Source organism: Nonomuraea glycinis, from assembly GCF_014646515.1.
Taxonomy (GTDB): domain Bacteria; phylum Actinomycetota; class Actinomycetes; order Streptosporangiales; family Streptosporangiaceae; genus Nonomuraea; species Nonomuraea glycinis.
This window is the reverse complement of the sequence record NZ_BMNK01000012.1, coordinates 224,565-240,174: the sequence shown is the minus strand read 5'-3', so window position 1 is coordinate 240,174 and position 15,610 is coordinate 224,565. Positions and strand designations below refer to the sequence as shown.

The 15,610-nt window shown below is 70.4% G+C and carries 13 protein-coding genes; 4 read left to right on the top strand and 9 right to left on the bottom strand.

What is annotated here, in order from left to right; all coding sequences use genetic code 11:
* Positions 1–67 precede the first annotated feature (67 nt).
* The 4 genes from IEY87_RS30370 to IEY87_RS30360 all read left to right on the top strand — a co-directional run bounded on the left by IEY87_RS30370 (position 68) and on the right by IEY87_RS30360 (position 4,661).
* Complete coding sequence (locus IEY87_RS30370; RefSeq protein ID WP_189142236.1) at positions 68–1,531, top strand: polysaccharide deacetylase family protein; 1,464 nt, start codon at positions 68–70, stop codon at positions 1,529–1,531.
* 33 nt (positions 1,532–1,564) lie between these two features.
* Positions 1,565–1,654, top strand: a complete 90-nt coding sequence (locus tag IEY87_RS47240; RefSeq protein ID WP_311132193.1) for a putative leader peptide — start codon at positions 1,565–1,567, stop codon at positions 1,652–1,654.
* Between the two features lie 123 nt (positions 1,655–1,777).
* Positions 1,778–3,622, top strand: coding sequence for a 2-oxoacid:acceptor oxidoreductase subunit alpha (locus IEY87_RS30365; protein WP_189142235.1), 1,845 nt, complete (start codon positions 1,778–1,780; stop codon positions 3,620–3,622).
* Complete coding sequence (locus tag IEY87_RS30360; protein ID WP_189142234.1) at positions 3,615–4,661, top strand: 2-oxoacid:ferredoxin oxidoreductase subunit beta; 1,047 nt, start codon at positions 3,615–3,617, stop codon at positions 4,659–4,661. The genes IEY87_RS30365 and IEY87_RS30360 overlap by 8 nt, the downstream gene beginning before the upstream one ends.
* An 85-nt stretch (positions 4,662–4,746) precedes the next feature.
* Here IEY87_RS30360 and IEY87_RS30355 read toward each other — a convergent pair whose 3' ends face one another.
* From IEY87_RS30355 to IEY87_RS30315, 9 genes are read right to left on the bottom strand one after another with little or no spacing between them, the layout of a single operon-like run.
* Entirely contained in the window at positions 4,747–5,490 is a 744-nt protein-coding gene (locus IEY87_RS30355; RefSeq protein ID WP_225277378.1) for a putative glycoside hydrolase, read from the bottom strand.
* Positions 5,491–5,519: 29 nt separating this feature from the next.
* On the bottom strand, positions 5,520–6,476 hold the full coding sequence (locus IEY87_RS30350; RefSeq protein ID WP_189142233.1) for an NAD-dependent epimerase/dehydratase family protein: 957 nt from the start codon (positions 6,474–6,476) through the stop codon (positions 5,520–5,522).
* Positions 6,473–7,780 carry a nucleotide sugar dehydrogenase gene (locus tag IEY87_RS30345; protein ID WP_225277379.1) on the bottom strand — a complete coding sequence of 436 codons (1,308 nt, stop codon included), beginning with the start codon at positions 7,778–7,780 and terminating at the stop codon, positions 6,473–6,475. Before IEY87_RS30345 ends, IEY87_RS30350 begins: the two co-directional genes overlap by 4 nt.
* Positions 7,781–7,803: 23 nt before the next feature.
* Positions 7,804–8,805: a glycoside hydrolase family 191 protein gene (locus IEY87_RS30340; RefSeq protein ID WP_189142231.1), complete on the bottom strand. Its 1,002-nt coding sequence runs from the start codon at positions 8,803–8,805 to the stop codon at positions 7,804–7,806.
* A complete protein-coding gene (locus IEY87_RS30335) occupies positions 8,802–9,680 on the bottom strand; it encodes an NAD-dependent epimerase/dehydratase family protein (RefSeq protein WP_189142230.1) in 879 nt (292 codons plus the stop codon). Before IEY87_RS30335 ends, IEY87_RS30340 begins: the two co-directional genes overlap by 4 nt.
* On the bottom strand, positions 9,677–10,402 hold the full coding sequence (locus IEY87_RS30330; protein ID WP_189142229.1) for a sugar phosphate nucleotidyltransferase: 726 nt from the start codon (positions 10,400–10,402) through the stop codon (positions 9,677–9,679). Before IEY87_RS30330 ends, IEY87_RS30335 begins: the two co-directional genes overlap by 4 nt.
* A 25-nt stretch (positions 10,403–10,427) precedes the next feature.
* A complete protein-coding gene (locus IEY87_RS30325) occupies positions 10,428–11,855 on the bottom strand; it encodes a hypothetical protein (protein ID WP_189142228.1) in 1,428 nt (475 codons plus the stop codon).
* Entirely contained in the window at positions 11,852–13,252 is a 1,401-nt protein-coding gene (pelF, locus tag IEY87_RS30320) for a GT4 family glycosyltransferase PelF (protein ID WP_189142227.1), read from the bottom strand. The genes IEY87_RS30325 and pelF overlap by 4 nt, the downstream gene beginning before the upstream one ends.
* Positions 13,249–15,324, bottom strand: a complete 2,076-nt coding sequence (locus tag IEY87_RS30315) for an Agd3-related carbohydrate deacetylase (RefSeq protein WP_189142226.1) — start codon at positions 15,322–15,324, stop codon at positions 13,249–13,251. The genes pelF and IEY87_RS30315 overlap by 4 nt, the downstream gene beginning before the upstream one ends.
* Positions 15,325–15,610: the final 286 nt, after the last annotated feature.

Below are 15,610 nucleotides of genomic sequence, written 5' to 3'. Positions count from 1 at the left end.
CAAAGCCTAACGCCCTATACCCCCAAATCCCGGCAAACAGCATTTTTTGCCCCATATGGTGTCATCTATGCCTAAACTCCGAATCTTCGGAGGAATTGTGCTGCTGGTCTGCTCCTCCGCGGGGTGCGGGCTCGCGGCCGCTTCCCCTGAGCGCCACAACGTGCTCCCCGCCGACCCGACGCGGATCGAGTTCGTCGACCCCGCCACCGTCGCCGGACTGGCCCCCAAGGTGCTCACCACCGGCGAGTCGGCGTCCAGGCACGCCTACATCGGCTACCCGGAGTTGTCCGACGCCCCGCACCTCAACGACAGACTGCGCGAACAGGCCCGCCGTCAGCTCGCGGACTTCCGCGAGTCCTCCCGGAACACGGCCGACGCGGAGCTGAACGTGGACTGGCAGCTCGCCGCCGTAGGCGACGTGGTCGGCGTACGGCTGCGCACCGGCGAGTTCCGCGGCGCCGACTGGGGCAACAGCAGCCAGACGTTCTGGTACGACCGGCGCAGCGGCCGGGCCACCGACTCCACCGGGCTGCTGTCCGGCCAGGACGCCCTGCGGGAGGTCGCCCGCCTGGTCAAGACGTCGCTCAAGGCGCGCGGCCCGGAGATCGACAGGGAGCAGGTCAAGCCCGAACCGGACCGGTTCGACTCGATGGCCTTCAACGGCACGGGCGACCTGGTCGTGGAGTTCGACGACTGCCAGCTCGGGCCGTGCTCGCTCGGCCGGCTGGCCGTGGCCGTGCCGGCGGTCCAGGCCGAGCCGCTGCTGTCGGCGACCGGCCGGCGCGCGCAGGAGTCCGTACGCCTAACCGCGCAGCGGGTCTCGGTCAAGCGGCCGCCCGCCGTGCCGCGCCCTGGTCCCCCCGCCTCCAGCACCGGCGCCGGCGCCGGCACCGTGAACTGCGGCCAGGTCAAGTGCGTCGCGCTGACCTTCGACGACGGCCCCGGGCCGTACACCGCCGCATTGCTCGACACGCTGCGCCGGCACGGCGCGCGGGCGACGTTCTTCCCGTTGGGCAGCAGTGCGGCGGCCCGGCCCGAGCTGCTGCGGCGGATGAGCGCGGAAGGGCACCTGGTCGGCAACCACAGCTGGGCGCACCGCGACCTGTCCACGCTGCCGTCCAGCCAGATCGCCCACTCGCTGCAGAGCACCGAGGACGTGGTGTCCGCCGCGATCGGCCAGACGCCCACCCTGGTCCGCCCGCCGTACGGGGCGGTGAGCCTGGACGTCAGGAACGTCGCCCGCGAGCGGGGGCTGTCTCTGGTGGGCTGGGACGTCGACACCCACGACCAGCACGACCCCGAGGCCGCGGCGATCGCCGGCCGGGCGGTGGAGCAGGCGCACCCAGGGGCGATCGTGCTCATGCACGACGTGCATCGCGCGACCGTTGACGCGATTCCGGACATGGTGGAAAGGCTGCGCGGGAAGGGTTACACCTTCGTCACCGTTCCAGAGTTGTACGGCACGAAGATGCGGGCCGGACGGCTGTACACGTCAGGGATCAAGCCCGTACGCAAGGAGCCCCTGACGTAGGTCATGGGGCAGGGGGACGTATAGTTGGCGATCGTGACCCGAACCGTCCTCTTCGCACGCCTGCATGTGGACCTCTGCAGGCTGGCGTCAGGGCTGTGTCGTCGTTCTCCCACTTCACCCTGACTTCTCCCGCCGCGTTTACCCGCTTTGACCAGCTTGCAAACGCGTGACCTTTCGAGGATCTAGCATGGAAACAGAGAACGCGCCAGAAGCACCGCGCCCCGGCGCGTCGAGGAGGACCGAGGCGTGACCAAGCAGGTTCAGCAGCTCGATCGTGTGATCATCCGCTTCGCCGGAGACTCCGGCGACGGCATGCAGCTCACCGGCGACCGGTTCACGGCCGGCACCGCCGAGTTCGGCAACGACCTGTCGACGCTGCCCAACTTCCCCGCCGAGATCCGTGCTCCCGCAGGGACCCTGCCGGGCGTTTCGAGCTTCCAGCTCCACTTCGCCGACCACGACATCCTCACCCCCGGCGACGCGCCCAACGTGCTCGTCGCGATGAACCCGGCGGCGCTCAAGGCCAACATCGGGGACCTGCCGCGCGGCGCCGACATCATCGCCAACACCGACGAGTTCACCAAGCGCAACCTGCAGAAGGTCGGCTACGCCGCCAACCCGCTGGAGGACGGCTCGCTGGCCGAGTGGCGGCTGCACGCGGTGCCGCTGACCTCGCTCACGGTCAAGGCGCTCGAAGGCTTCGACCTGTCCAAGAAGGACGCCGAGCGCTCCAAGAACATGTTCGCCCTCGGCCTGCTCTCCTGGCTCTACCACCGGCCGACCGAGCACACGATCAAGTTCCTCGAGCAAAAGTTCGCCAAGAAGCCGGAGATCGCCAAGGCCAACATCGCGGCCTTCCAGTCCGGCTGGAACTTCGGCGAAACCACCGAGTCCTTCTCCGTCTCCTACGAGGTCAAGCCCGCCAAGCTGCCCCCGGGCGTCTACCGCAACATCTCCGGCAACCAGGCGCTGGCCTACGGGCTGATCGCCGCCTCCGTGCAGTCCAAGCTGCCGCTGTTCCTGGGCTCCTACCCGATCACCCCGGCCAGCGACATCCTGCACGAGCTGTCCAGGCACAAGCAGTTCGGCATCCGCACCTTCCAGGCGGAGGACGAGATCGCGGGCGTCGGCGCGGCGCTGGGCGCGGCGTTCGGCGGGGCGCTCGGCGTCACCACCACCTCGGGCCCCGGCGTGGCGCTGAAGGCCGAGACCGTCGGCCTGGCCGTCACCACCGAGCTGCCGCTGATCGTCGTGGACGTGCAGCGGGCCGGGCCGAGCACCGGCATGCCGACCAAGACCGAGCAGACCGACCTGCTCATGGCCCTGTACGGCCGCAACGGCGAGTCGCCGGTGCCGGTCGTGGCGGCGATGTCGCCGAGCGACTGTTTCGACGCGGCCATCGAGGCGGTCCGGATCGCGGTGAAATACCGCACCCCGGTCATGCTGCTGTCGGACGGTTACCTGGCCAACGGATCGGAGCCGTGGCGCCTGCCAGAAGTCGCAGATTTGCCGGATATTTCGCAGGAATACACGACGGCACCGAACGGCGACGACGGCGCGTTCCTGCCGTACAAGCGGGACACCGAGACGCTCGCCCGCCCGTGGGCCATCCCCGGCACCGCCGGCCTCGAACACCGCATCGGCGGCATCGAGAAGGCCGACGGCACCGGCAACATCTCCTACGACCCGGACAACCACGACCTGATGGTCCGCACCCGCGCGGCCAAGATCGCCGGCATCGACGTGCCCGACCTCGAGGTCGACGACCTCGACGACGACACGAAGGTGCTCGTCCTCGGCTGGGGCTCCACGTACGGGCCGATCGCCGCCGCCGTGCGGCGGATCAGGAAGGACGGCGGCAGGGTCGCCCAGGCACACCTGCGCCACCTCAACCCGCTGCCCGCCAACACCGGCGAGGTGCTCAAGCGCTACGACAAGGTGCTGCTGCCCGAGATCAACCTCGGCCAGCTCGCCCTGCTGCTGCGCGGCCGCTTCCTCGTCGACATCATCAGCTACAACCGCGTGCGCGGGCTCCCGTTCAAGGCCGAGGAGCTGGCCGGAGTCATTCAGGACGTGATCGACAGTGAGTGAGCACATCAACGGGAAGGGCCTGAGCCTCATCCCCAAGACGGACGTCAAGCAGACCCTGAAGGACTTCAAGTCCGACCAGGAGGTCCGCTGGTGCCCCGGCTGCGGCGACTACGCGATCCTGGCCGCGGTGCAGAGCTTCCTGCCCGAGCTCGGGCTGCGGCGCGAGAACATCGTGTTCGTCTCGGGCATCGGCTGCTCCTCGCGGTTCCCGTACTACCTCGACACCTACGGCTTCCACTCCATCCACGGCCGCGCGCCGGCGATCGCGACCGGTCTGGCCGCCTCCCGGCCCGACCTGAGCGTGTGGGTGATCACGGGTGACGGTGACGCGCTGTCCATCGGCGGCAACCACCTGATCCACGCGCTGCGCCGCAACGTCAACCTCAACATCCTGCTGTTCAACAACAGGATCTACGGGCTGACCAAGGGCCAGTACTCTCCGACCTCCGAGGTCGGCAAGATCACCAAGTCGACCCCGATGGGCTCGCTGGACAAGCCGTTCAACCCGATCTCGCTGGCCCTGGGCGCCGAGGCGTCGTTCGTGGCCAGGACGCTGGACTCCGACCGCAAGCACCTGCAGTCGGTGCTGCGCGAGGCCACCGCGCACCGCGGCACCTCGCTGGTGGAGATCTACCAGAACTGCAACATCTTCAACGACAACGCCTTCGAGCCGATGAAGGACCCCGAGGTCCGCGACGACATCATGCTCCGGCTGGAGCACGGGCAGCCGATCGTGTCGGCGTCCAAGGCGGTCGTCAGGACGGCCGATGGCGACATCGAGGTCGTCCCGAGGGCGGAGGTGAGCGAGGACCGCATCCTCGTGCACGACGCCCACCGGCCGGACCCGTCGGTGGCCTTCGCGCTGTCGCGGCTGGACGAGCCGGCCTTCCAGCACGTGCCGATCGGCATCTTCCGTCAGGTGGACCGCCCGGTCTACGACGTGCTGATGGCCGAGCAGCTTGAGGAGGCCGTGGCCCAGCAGGGGCGCGGCGACCTGGGCGACCTGCTCATGGGTGGCGACACCTGGCGCATCGGCTGACGCCTGTGGGCGCCGCCGCCCTCGGGCGACGGCGCCTCAGCTCCACGGCACCTCTGATCGGTGGCACCTCCGATCGGACGGCGCTTCAGATCGTCGACAGCACCCGATCGCTGACGAAGCAGAGCATCCCGAACTCCCGCGCCCGCCGCTGCGCGAAGTCACGCAGCTCGTCGCTGTCGGCGTAGTCGAGGGCGTACAGGTCGACGTCGAGGCCGAGCAGGCGCTCGGCGACCTCGGCGTGCGCCTCCAGGACGTCGTCGGGCCAGGGCTCGTACCGCCCGGCGTCCACCCAGCGGGCCGAGAAGGACTCGAACAGGATGCCGTCCACCAGGCCGGCGATCTCCGGCAGCAGGCCGAAGCCCCGGTTGGCCAGCAGGTACGCGGGCCTGGCCTCCTCCTGGATCGCGGCGATGAGGATGAGCAGGTGGGGCAGGTCCTCGGGATAGTTGTGCTCGATGTTGAGCGTGTCGAGGAACAGGCCGCGAAACCCGGTGGCCATGGCCCGGGTGGCCTGGTCCACGACGTGGGCCACCCAGCGCGGATCGCCCACGTGCACGAACGCGCCGCCCCAGTCGGGATTGCGCTCGGCGCGCTGCCAGGGCGCCCGAGGACCCACGTCCTCGGTCAGCGACAGGTAGCCGAGCGTCTGCACCCCGCGCTCGCGCAGCAGGCCGAGCTCCTGCCGGGAGTAGAAGTCAGCTTGCAGGACGACCTTGTCGAACCGGGTGAGCCGATCCAGCTCCCCCGCCCCGTAGTAGAACGCGATGGGCTGCGTCACCCCGTCCCTTCCCGAGGCGGGGGTCCGCGCCACCCCGCCCCTCCGTGCCACCCCACCTCCTGCCGAGGCTGCGGGCCGCGTCATCCCGCCGACTCCCGGTACCACTCGAAGGTCCGCCGGACGCCCTCCTCCAGCGGGACTCGCGGCTCGTAGCCGGTGAGCTCGCGCAGCAGGGTGAGGTCCGGGCAGCGGCGTGCCACCGACCCCGCCGGCGCGGGCAGCTCGCGGATGACGGGGCTCACGCCCGCGATCCGCAGGACGAGCTTGGCCAGGTCGCCGATGTTGGTCTCCTCCGCGTCGTTGCCGATGTGCACGATCCGGCCGGCGGCGTCCGGCGTCGCCATCAGCCGGACCATCGCCTCGGTGGCGTCGTCGACATGGCAGAACGCCCTGCTCTGCTCGGCGCCGTACAGCGTGAAGGGGTCCTCGCCGCGGGCCGCCCGGAGCGACAGCTCGGGGATGACGTGGTCGGCGCCCATGCGCGGGCCGTAGATGTTGTGGAAGCGGCCGACCACGGCCGTGAACCCCTTGGCCCGCGCGGTGTGCAGCACCGCGGCCTCGCCGAGCATCTTGCTGATCGCGTACGTGAACCGGGGCGAACCGACGTCCTCGATCATCAGCGGCACGTCCTCGGGCGTCGGCACGGGCACCACCCCGGCGCTCACCCCGCCCGCGTACGCCTCGCTGGTGGAGGCGAAGAACAGCCGGTCGTCCGGGCCGATCCAGTCGAGCAGGTGCATCAGCGCCAGCGTGTTGACCCTGATGACCCGGGCCGGGCCGGACTCGACGTTGCGCACGCCCACCACCGCGGCCAGCATGTAGATCTGGTCCCAGCCGGGCTTCAGCGCCTGGTAGGAGGCCGGGTCCGTGAGGTCCGCCGAGCGCACCTCGACCTCGCCGGCGAGCGCGGCCAGCGCCGGGTCCCGGCGACCGCGGGAGAAGTCATCGCAGATGGTGACCTCGTGCCCGTCGGCGCGCAGCCGGCGGGCCAGGTGCAGCCCGATGAACCCGGCCCCGCCCAGCAGCAGCGCCCTCATGACGCGACCCCCTGCGGGGTGTAGCCGATGCCGGCGTAGCGGGCTCCGCTCGCGGTCACCGCGGCCTCGTCGAGGATGCGCCACGAGTCGAACAGCACGCGCACGTCGGAGCCGGCCAGCCGGGCCGCCGGCTCGATCTCGCGGTAGTCCGGATGGTCGTTGATGATGATCATCGCGTCGGCGCAGGCGAAGGCCTTGTCCAGGCTGACGGGCTCGCCGCCGTACTTCAGGATCACCTCGTCGGCGACCAGCGGGTCATGCCCGCGCACCACCAGCCCCGCCGCCATGAAGATCGGCAACATGTCCGCGATGGGGGTGCCGCGCATGTCGTCGGTGGCGGGCCAGCCCTTGTACGCCCAGCCGAGCACCGACAGCCTGACCCCCTCGGTACGGCCGAACTCCTGCCGGATCAGCTCCACCAGCCGCCCCGCCACGTACGCGGGCAGGTGCTCGTTCAGCGCCCTGGCCCGGCCCACGAGGTACGGCTCACGTCCCGGCAGCGTGCTGGCCAGCATGAGGTACGGGTCCTTCGACAGGCAGCCGCCCCCCACGTAACCGGGCCGGGCCAGGTCGGGCCGGGGGTAGTCGACGTTGGTCGCCCTGATGACCTCCAGCGGGTCCAGCCCGTGCTGCTCGGCGATGAGCGCCAGCTCGTTGCCGAAGGCGTAGATCGCGTCGGTGTGGCAGTTGTTGGCGAGCTTGACCATCTCGGCCGCCTCCAGGCTGGAGACGGGCACGAGCTGCCGGGCGAGCCCCTGGAACAGCTCGACGCCCGCGTCCAGGCTGCCGGCGTCGAGGGCGCCGATCACCTGGGGCAGCTCGACGAGCTCGCGCAGCGCCTGGCCCTGGATGGTGCGCTCGGGCGCCATGACCAGGCGCGGATGCTCCCAGCGGGCGGCGAGCGCCGGCAGCACGATCTCGCGGGACGTGCCGATCGGCACCGTGCTGCGCACGACGACCAGGGTGCCGGGGTGGCAGCGCGCGGCCACCTCCCCGGCCGCGGCGGCCAAGTTGCTCAGGTCGGGCGTGCCCGTGGCCAGGTCGACGGGGGTGGACACGGCCAGGATCACGGCGTCCAGCGGCTCGGCGGGAAGCTGGTCGGAGATGAAGATCTTGGTGCCGAGAAGGTCGTCGAAGGTCTCGGCCACTCCTGGCTCGAAGACGTGGATCCGGCCGCTGGACAGCGCCTCGACCACCTGCGGGCTGACGTCGACGCCGTGCACGATGTGGTTCTTGCGAGCCAGGGCGGCGGTCAGCGTCAGGCCCACGTAGCCCATACCGACAACGGCTACTGTTTTCTGCATTTCTCGCTCCTTTCCCATCTTTTCTACTGACAGGGCGGGCTGATGCGGTCGAGGTCGACCGTGGTGACATTGCCCGCCATACCGGCCTTGCGGTAGTGGGCGCAGGCGGTTCGGGTGTTCTCCGGCGAGGTGGCGTAATCGGTGGCGAGTATGGCCTTGCCGAGTTTCCGGAGTGCCAGGGCATGGGTCAGGTTCTCCTGGCACCAGTTTTCCCGGCAGGGCCGGTCGGTGGCCCTGAAGAACAGCTCCTCCATCCCGATGCCATCAATTGCTTCGACATATCCCGAAAAATGCCTAAGCTCGGGGGAATTCTGTGGAACGACGTAAAAATCGGGGCGAATGTTTTTCGCGTACTCGCTGATTTTGCTGATCAGGGCGACCATCTGGCGGGCCAGGCCGTCGCGGGTCTCCCCCGGCAGCCGCGCCAGGTCGATCTCCTCGTAGGCGAGCGGCGTGTCGAGGTAGACCCCGTCGAAGCCGGCCCGCAGCGCCTGGTCGAGCCTCGGCTTGACGACCTGGCTCCACCAGCGCGGCGCCCAGTACTTCACGAAGTGCTCGTCGGGCCAGTCCGGCCAGGTGTTGAGCAGCAGGTCGGCGTCCCGCTCCCGCAGGGGCCCGAACTCGGTCCTGAACTCCTCGATCGACCCGATCTCGAAGTAGGCCAGCACCAGCTTGCCGCTGCTCCTGACCCGCCCGATCTCCTCAGCGGTGAAGTAGCCCCCGGTGGTGCCGTCCCGCGACAGGTCCACGATCGCGAGCTGGTGCGGCGCCCTCGCGACGGCGTCCAGACGGCCCCCCGGATAGCCCTGCAACACGTACGTGAAGGAGCTGACCTCCCGCAGCGACGGCGTCGGCCCGGTCTCGGCCCCGGTCGTACACCCCCCGAGCAACGGCAGCGCGGCGAGCGCCGCGAGCCCGGCGGGGCCCGACCGCGCCAGAGACCCGCGCACCGCGCGCCCGGCGGGCCCCGACCGCGCCAGGAAGCCACGCGCCGGGCTCGACCGCGGGCGGGGGCCGTCGCTCATGCCATCGCCTTGATGGAGTCGGCGAGGCCGTACTCCGGCTGCCAGCCCAGCACCCGGGCGGCGCGGCCGGTGTCCGCCCGGCTCCAGGTGACGCCGGCGGAGCGGGCCGAGGCGGGCGCGCTCTCCCGCACCTCGCCGCCGAACCCGGCCCGCGCGGCCAGCATCGCGACCGCCTGCCGCACCGTGACGGCCCGGCCGCTGCCCACGTTGAAGATCCGCTCGGTCAGCTCGGGGACGAACGCCGCCCGCACCACCGCGCCGGCCACGTCCCGCACGTCCACGAAGTCGCGGTAGGCGCCGAGCGGCCCCAGCTCGATGTGCGCGGCGCGGGCCGCCACCGCCCGTTTCAGCGCGCCGCCCGCCCTGCCCAGCACGCTCTCGCCGCTGGTCCCCGGACCGACCGGGTTGAAGATCCGCAGGGACGCCCCGTCCAGCCTGCCGTCCAGCGCGGCCCGCTCGACCAGGAGGGTGCCGGCCAGGTGGCTGATGCCGTACGCGCCGGCGGGCCGTACCGGATCCTGTTCGTGCACCGAGTGGCCGTGCTCGGTGGGGCCGTACTCGGCGGCCGAGCCCAGCCGGACGAACCTGGCCTGGGGCACGGCCGCCACGATCGCCTCGACGAGGACCGCCGTGGCGGTCGCGTTGCCGCGCAGCAGCTCGTCGTAGCCGCCCGACAGCCGGCCCACGCAGTTGAGCACCACGGTGGGGCGGGCCGCGCGGAGCAGCCGCGCCGCGTCGTCGGGCGTGGCCGCCAGCAGGTCCAGCTCCGTCCTGCCGGGGCAGAGCAGCCTGGACACCCGGGGATCGTCCGCCAGCAGGGCCCGGACCTGGCGGCCGAGGAAGCCCGTGGCCCCGAACAGCACCACGGTGCTCATCGCACCGGCTCCCGCGACGGCAGCAGCTGGGGCCTGATCTCGTCGAAGCGGGCGTTGGCCTCGTCGTAGTCGTCGGGGCGGCCGATGTCGAGCCAGTAACCCTCGAATTCGTAGACGCCCGGCGGCCGGTCCTGGGCGAGCAGGTCGAGGACCAGCTCGTCGAACCCGAACGACATCCCCTCTGGATAGCTCGCGATCGTGTCCCGCGACAAGGCGTAGACCCCCATGCTGACCAGGTAGCTGAGCAGGGGCTTCTCCCTGAAGCCGACGATCTGCCCGCCGCTGGCCTCCAGCACCCCGAAGTCGATCTTCACCACGCGGGGCGAGGTGGCCACGGTCAGCGGCGCGTCGGAGGAGACGTGGCGGGCCAGCAGGTCCGCGTAGTCGAGCGTGGTGAGCACGTCCCCGTTCATCACCAGGAAGTGCTCCGGCAGGCGGTCCCTGATGGGGAACAGCGGCCCGATCGTGGACAGCGGGGCGACCTCCTCGGTGTAGTCCACCGCCAGTCCCCACCGCGAGCCGTCGCCCACGAACGCCCTGATCAGCGGGCTCAGATGCCCCACGGCCAGGGTGGCGTGGGTGAACCCCTGGTGGGTGAGCTGCTGCAGGATGATGTCCAGGATCGCGTACTCCTCGCCGATGGGAACCAGCGGCTTGGGCAGCGCGGAGGTGTACGGTCGCAGGCGGACCCCCTTGCCACCCGCGAGTATGACGACATGCATGGTGAATCCCTCCCATGGTGCGTGATCAGCGATACCTGCGGACGTCCCGAAGGCCGGTGACCATCAGGACGAGCAGGATGATGAGGAAGAGCAGTCCCGCGCAGAGGAAGAGCAGGACGTCGGCCAGCGCGGACTCCGCACCGGGCAGCAGCAGCCGGGCGCCCAGGTGGACGGCCAGGGCCAGACCCTGCGCCACGCACAGGTGCGCGACCTTGCCCTGGTTGGCCAGCAGGAAGGTCAGGAAGTAGGCGCCGCCGACGGTCACGTGGGCGGCGGCCATGACGGCGCTCTCCGCCGACAGCGCCTGGGTGGCGTACAGGAAGGCGAGCGGCGCGGCCGACAGGGCGGCCAGCGCGGCCACGCAGGCCAGCAGGCCGCCGGCGACCAGCCGGCGGCCGGACGAGATGAACTGCGCCGGGTAGAAGACCTCGCGCAGCGTCGCCCTGGCCCGGTCCTCGAACAGGTGCGCCCGGTACTCCAGCACCCCCATGCCGAGCACCAGCCCGGCGCCGGCGATGGCCAGGTCGCTCCGGTCGAGGACGTACCTCGCCTCCGCCTGGAGCAGGAAGAGCGCGCACAGCGTGCTGTAGAGGAAGGCGGGCAGCAGGCCGCGCAGGTGGGCGCGGACCAGCGTGCGCAGCGGCGGCTCGGACGCCGGGTCGTCCTGGCCTTCGGCCAGCGTCAGCAGGACGGCGGCGGTCACGATGGCGGCGATGCAGATCGCCCCCAGGATGACGGTCAGCAGGCCGGCCCGGCTGTCGCCGACGGCGACGTAGGCCAGGCCCGCCGCCACCGCGGGCAGCATCATCGCCGCGAGCCGGCCCTCGCACCGGTAGAACAGCAGGATGCCGGAGGCGATCTGGAAGGCCATCTGCATCACGCAGAGCGCGACGAGCGAGACCGGGCCGCCCCTGACCATGGAGATCACGGTGGCCGTCAGCATCGCGGCGCCGACCCCGAGCACGAGGCCGGTACGCAGCACCCGGCCGGCCGAGCGAAGGTGGCCGCGTCCCACCAGCGTGTAGGCCAGTTGCGCGGCGGCGCTGCCGAGGACCCAGCCGATCCCGGTGGTGAGCACCAGGCCCGGCATCAGCCACCGGGTGCCCACGAGCCCGGAGGCGGCGGGGAGAAGCACGGCGGGCAGGCCGTACAGGAGCCCGTGCAGGATCTGGGCGAGCGGGCGGGCGCGCTGCGGCACGAGGCCGGGCGGGGGCGGCGGCGGAAGGTCCCGCCTTCTGACCGTCATGCGGGAGTAGGCGGCCTCGGCCAGCGAGAAGACGTCGGGGTGGCCGTACCGGTCGCGGGCGATCCGGTCGTTGAGCCCTTCGCTCTCCAGGATGGCGGCCACCTGCAGCGGCTCCACGGCGCGCGACAGCCTGGCGGCCATGGGGTCGATGAGCTCGTCGAGGACGCCGTCGGAAGCGGCGCCCTCGTTCGGAGCGAGGGTCGTCACGAAGCGAGCTCCTCGTAGACGCCCCGGTAGTCGTCGAGCGACTGCCGCAGCGTGAAACGTTCCAGAACGCGGGCGCGGGCGATCTCGCCGAGCCGTCCGCGCAGGCCGGGGTCCCGCAGCAGCCGCACGGCGGCGTCGGCGACGGCCACGTGGTCGCGCGGCGGCACGATGAACCCGGCGTCGGCGACCGCCTCCGCGACGCCGCCCACGTTCGTGCACACCACCGGCCTGCCGCACGCCATGGCCTCGACCACGGTGTACGGGAAGCCTTCGGAGATGCTGGTGAGGGCGACGACGCTGCCCGCGTGGTAGGCGTCGACCGGCGTCGAGACCCGGCCCTCGAACACCGCGCTGTCCCCCAGCTCCAGCTCGGCGATGAGGGCCAGGCAGCTCTCGTAGTAGGTCTCGTTGCCGGCGGGCACGCCGCCGAACAGGCGCAGCCTGGCTTCGGGGATCTTGTCGTGGACGATCGCGAACGCGCGGATCAGGGTGTGCAGGTCCTTCAGCGGGTCCACCCGGCCCATGAACACCAGCGTCGGCGTCTCCGGGTCCGACTCGGCCAGGGGGAAGTCCTCCGGGTCCACGCCGTTGTACATGACGCGGATGCGGTCCGGGTCGGCGCCGTTGTGCAACTGCCAGCGCCGGTTGTACGTCGAGTGCGGGGCGATGCGGTCGGCGGCGACGTAGGAGGCTCCGGCCAGCCGCCTGAAGAAGCTGAGCAGCAGCACCCGGACCGCGTGCGAGACCGGCTCGTTGACGTACTGCAGGTATCTCTCCCGCAGGTAGACGCCGTGCTCCGACAGCACGATCGGCGTGCCGTAGCGCCACTTGGCGGCCATCGCGACCAGCATGCTCAGCCCGTTCATCGCGACGTGGGTCAGGTCGGTGCGCAGCGGCGGCCCGGCCAGGGGGCGCAGCATGTGCCCCATCAGATCGCCCGCCGTGATCGCGTCGGCCAGGGTGAGCCCGTCGGTCCTGTTCCAGTACCAGGCGTCCATGAGCTGGCTGAGCGACTCGTTGGCGGTGAGCGCGCCGGCCAGGTCGCCGCCGTCGCGGGCGAAGCCGTACAGCGACTCCAGCGCCGACAGGAACTCCTCGCTGCCCGCGCCCATGACGGCGGGGGTGAGCACGATCTGGAGGAAACGCCCGTACGCCTCGCCGAAGGCCGCTCCCGGGGGCCGGCCGCTGCGCCGGTACCCGCCCTTCCACAGGGGGATGGAGATGACCTGTTCGAGGTTGGCGGGCAGGTCCCAGACGGGGCGCTCCCCGCCGTCCACCGTCATCGCCACGACGTCCCACCGGTAGTCGGGCATGCCCCTGATGAGCTGGTCCATCCACACACTCACCCCGCCCATGGCGAACGGGTAGGTGCCTTCGGACACCAGGGTCACCTTCACGGCCGCACGCTCGCCGGCACCGTGACGGGCACTCCCGCCGTCAGCGCCACGTGCGCGCCGGTGTCGGTGCCGTACGCCGTCGCCCCGGGGAGCGCGGCGTTGGTGGCGAAGACGGCGGCGTTCGCCGTCGCGGTGAAGGTGATCGTGCCCGCCGCCCGGTCGTAGACGGCGTTGACGTCCCCGAGCCCGGCGAAGTGCCGGGTGCGGCGCTCGACGTGCTGGGCGAGCGCGCCCCAGGTCGGGGTGAGCAGCGGTACGCCGTAGTAGCCGTTGTACTTGGCCAGCACGGCGTTCAGCCAGTCGAAGACCAGGCTCTTGTTGCTGCCGTGGTTGCGCAGGTTGCCCTGGTGGAAGGTGTGGGTGTAGATCGACCCCGACATGACGTGGGCCATGGCGACGTCGCTCTCGTGCCCCAGGATCTGCGTGTAGGTCTGGTTGACCGGCCAGTAGGGGAACGACCCCGACGGGCCGTAGTAGGAGTTGTAGAAGAGCGTCTCCTCGGCCGGCGTGGTCGTGTGGTAGGCGATGTTCGTCGGCCAGTCGGGCACGATCATGAGCGAGGGCTTGAGCGGGTGCTGGATGCCGCAGTTGAAGCACGACGGGCGGTGGCTGGCGAACGACATGTTGCCGTGCAGATACTTCACGCCGAGGTCCTCGGCGGCCTGCAGCAGGTGCGGGTTCGAGGCGGCCAGGCCGTGGTCCGTGGGCGGGTCGATGTCGTTGTTCGGATCGTCGTGATAAACGCCCAGGCCCGAGTACTCCCCGGTCTTGAGCACCGTCGGGTCCACCGGCAGGCCCAGCGCCGTGGCCCTGGTGAGGTTGTTCTGGATCTCGGCGCGGCTGGTTGCGTAGTCGAGCACGTTCATCTTCGGATGCGAGAACGTGTGGTTGATCCAGGAGAAGGACGAGGCCCGGCAGCGCGAGTAGCCGGTGAGGCCGTCGAAGCCCGGCAGCGGCAGTGGCAGCGGCAGCAGGCACTGAGGGAGTGTGGCCGGGTTCGCCCCCTCGCCGTTGTAGGCGACGTTGAGCTTGAAGCCGGAGGCCAGCGGGTTGGCGGTGCGGAAGCTGTTCTGCTGCTGGTAGGTGCTCACCGCGTCGGCCCAGGACATCCGGTAGCCGGGGTTCGTCTCCAGTGTCCCGTTGGCGTACAGGTGGTCGGTGTGGTTGAACCAGTCGTCCACGTCGACGTTGAGGTAGTGCCGCCGCTCGCCGAGGTGCAGTCCCCTGCTCGCCCACCTGAACAGCCCGTAGGCGAGCAAATCGGTCTGCGGCAGGTACTGGTTGGAGGTGAAGGTCAGCGCCATGCGCTCGCGGCCGTCGGTGGACGTGCTGCGCACGCCCAGGACGTCACCGCCGCTGGTGATGATCGGGTCGGCCTGGCAGTTCGCCGCGATCGTGCTCCGGTAGAGGTAGGAGAGCGAGATGGGGACGTTGACGCCGGTCTTGAGATAGTCGAACACGGCCCCGCCCGCCGAGGTCAGCGCGGTGCTGATCGGGGAGGCGCCCACGCCGCCCTCGCTCCCGGCGCGCAGGCAGTAGTCCTCCGGCCAGGTCCCGTACGCGGTGTAGAGCGAGACCTGACGAACGTTGTAGTCCCGCTCGTACGCCCATAGAACGTTCCATTCGTCGGCGTCGAAACCGCTGACGTAGTCGGAGCCGTCTAAATGGAGCAGCGAGTTGTTGGTCAGCAGGATGGCGTTGTACTTGCCCGTACCGTCGGCCTGGAGCAGGTCGGCGGCGGTGAGCGGCTGCGTCTTGCTGTAGAGGACGTCGTACGGCGCGCCGACGCGGTCGAGGGCCGCTTTCCAGGTCGCGACCCCCCAGTCGGTGTCGTCGACGGCGACGATCAGGGCCCGCAGCGCGACCCGGTCGCCGGCGGCGGCGGCCAGCGCGCGCTCGGAGGTGGCGGCGCGGGTCGAGCGGTCGAGCCGTACGGTGCCCTTCGTCGTGACCTTGGGCAGCGGCCCCAGCTTGTCCACTTTCGGCCGCTCGACCGGCGCCTTCAGTGGAGAAGCGTGCTCCCTGTCGGACTCCGACAGGGCCGGCTGAGGAGCGGCGAGGCCGAGAACCAAGGTGGCCGCACCGGCCAGCGCGATTGCCGATCGACCCGAAGAGCGGCCAGTAACAAATCTAATTAAATCCACCTTTATCACCCATCCGAGGCCCTATCCCTGAAATAACACGTAAGACCGGCACACTCCCCACCGGCCAGCCTTAAGTGTGCGTAAAGCGCGTTTCACTTGCGTTTCACCGCGATTTCCCGGACAGGGGTCACATGGCGAGAAGAATGAATATCCTCCCCAGACATAGGGACGCTCGGGAACGGCGCGGGAGGGTACATCCATGGAGTTCGGTGTT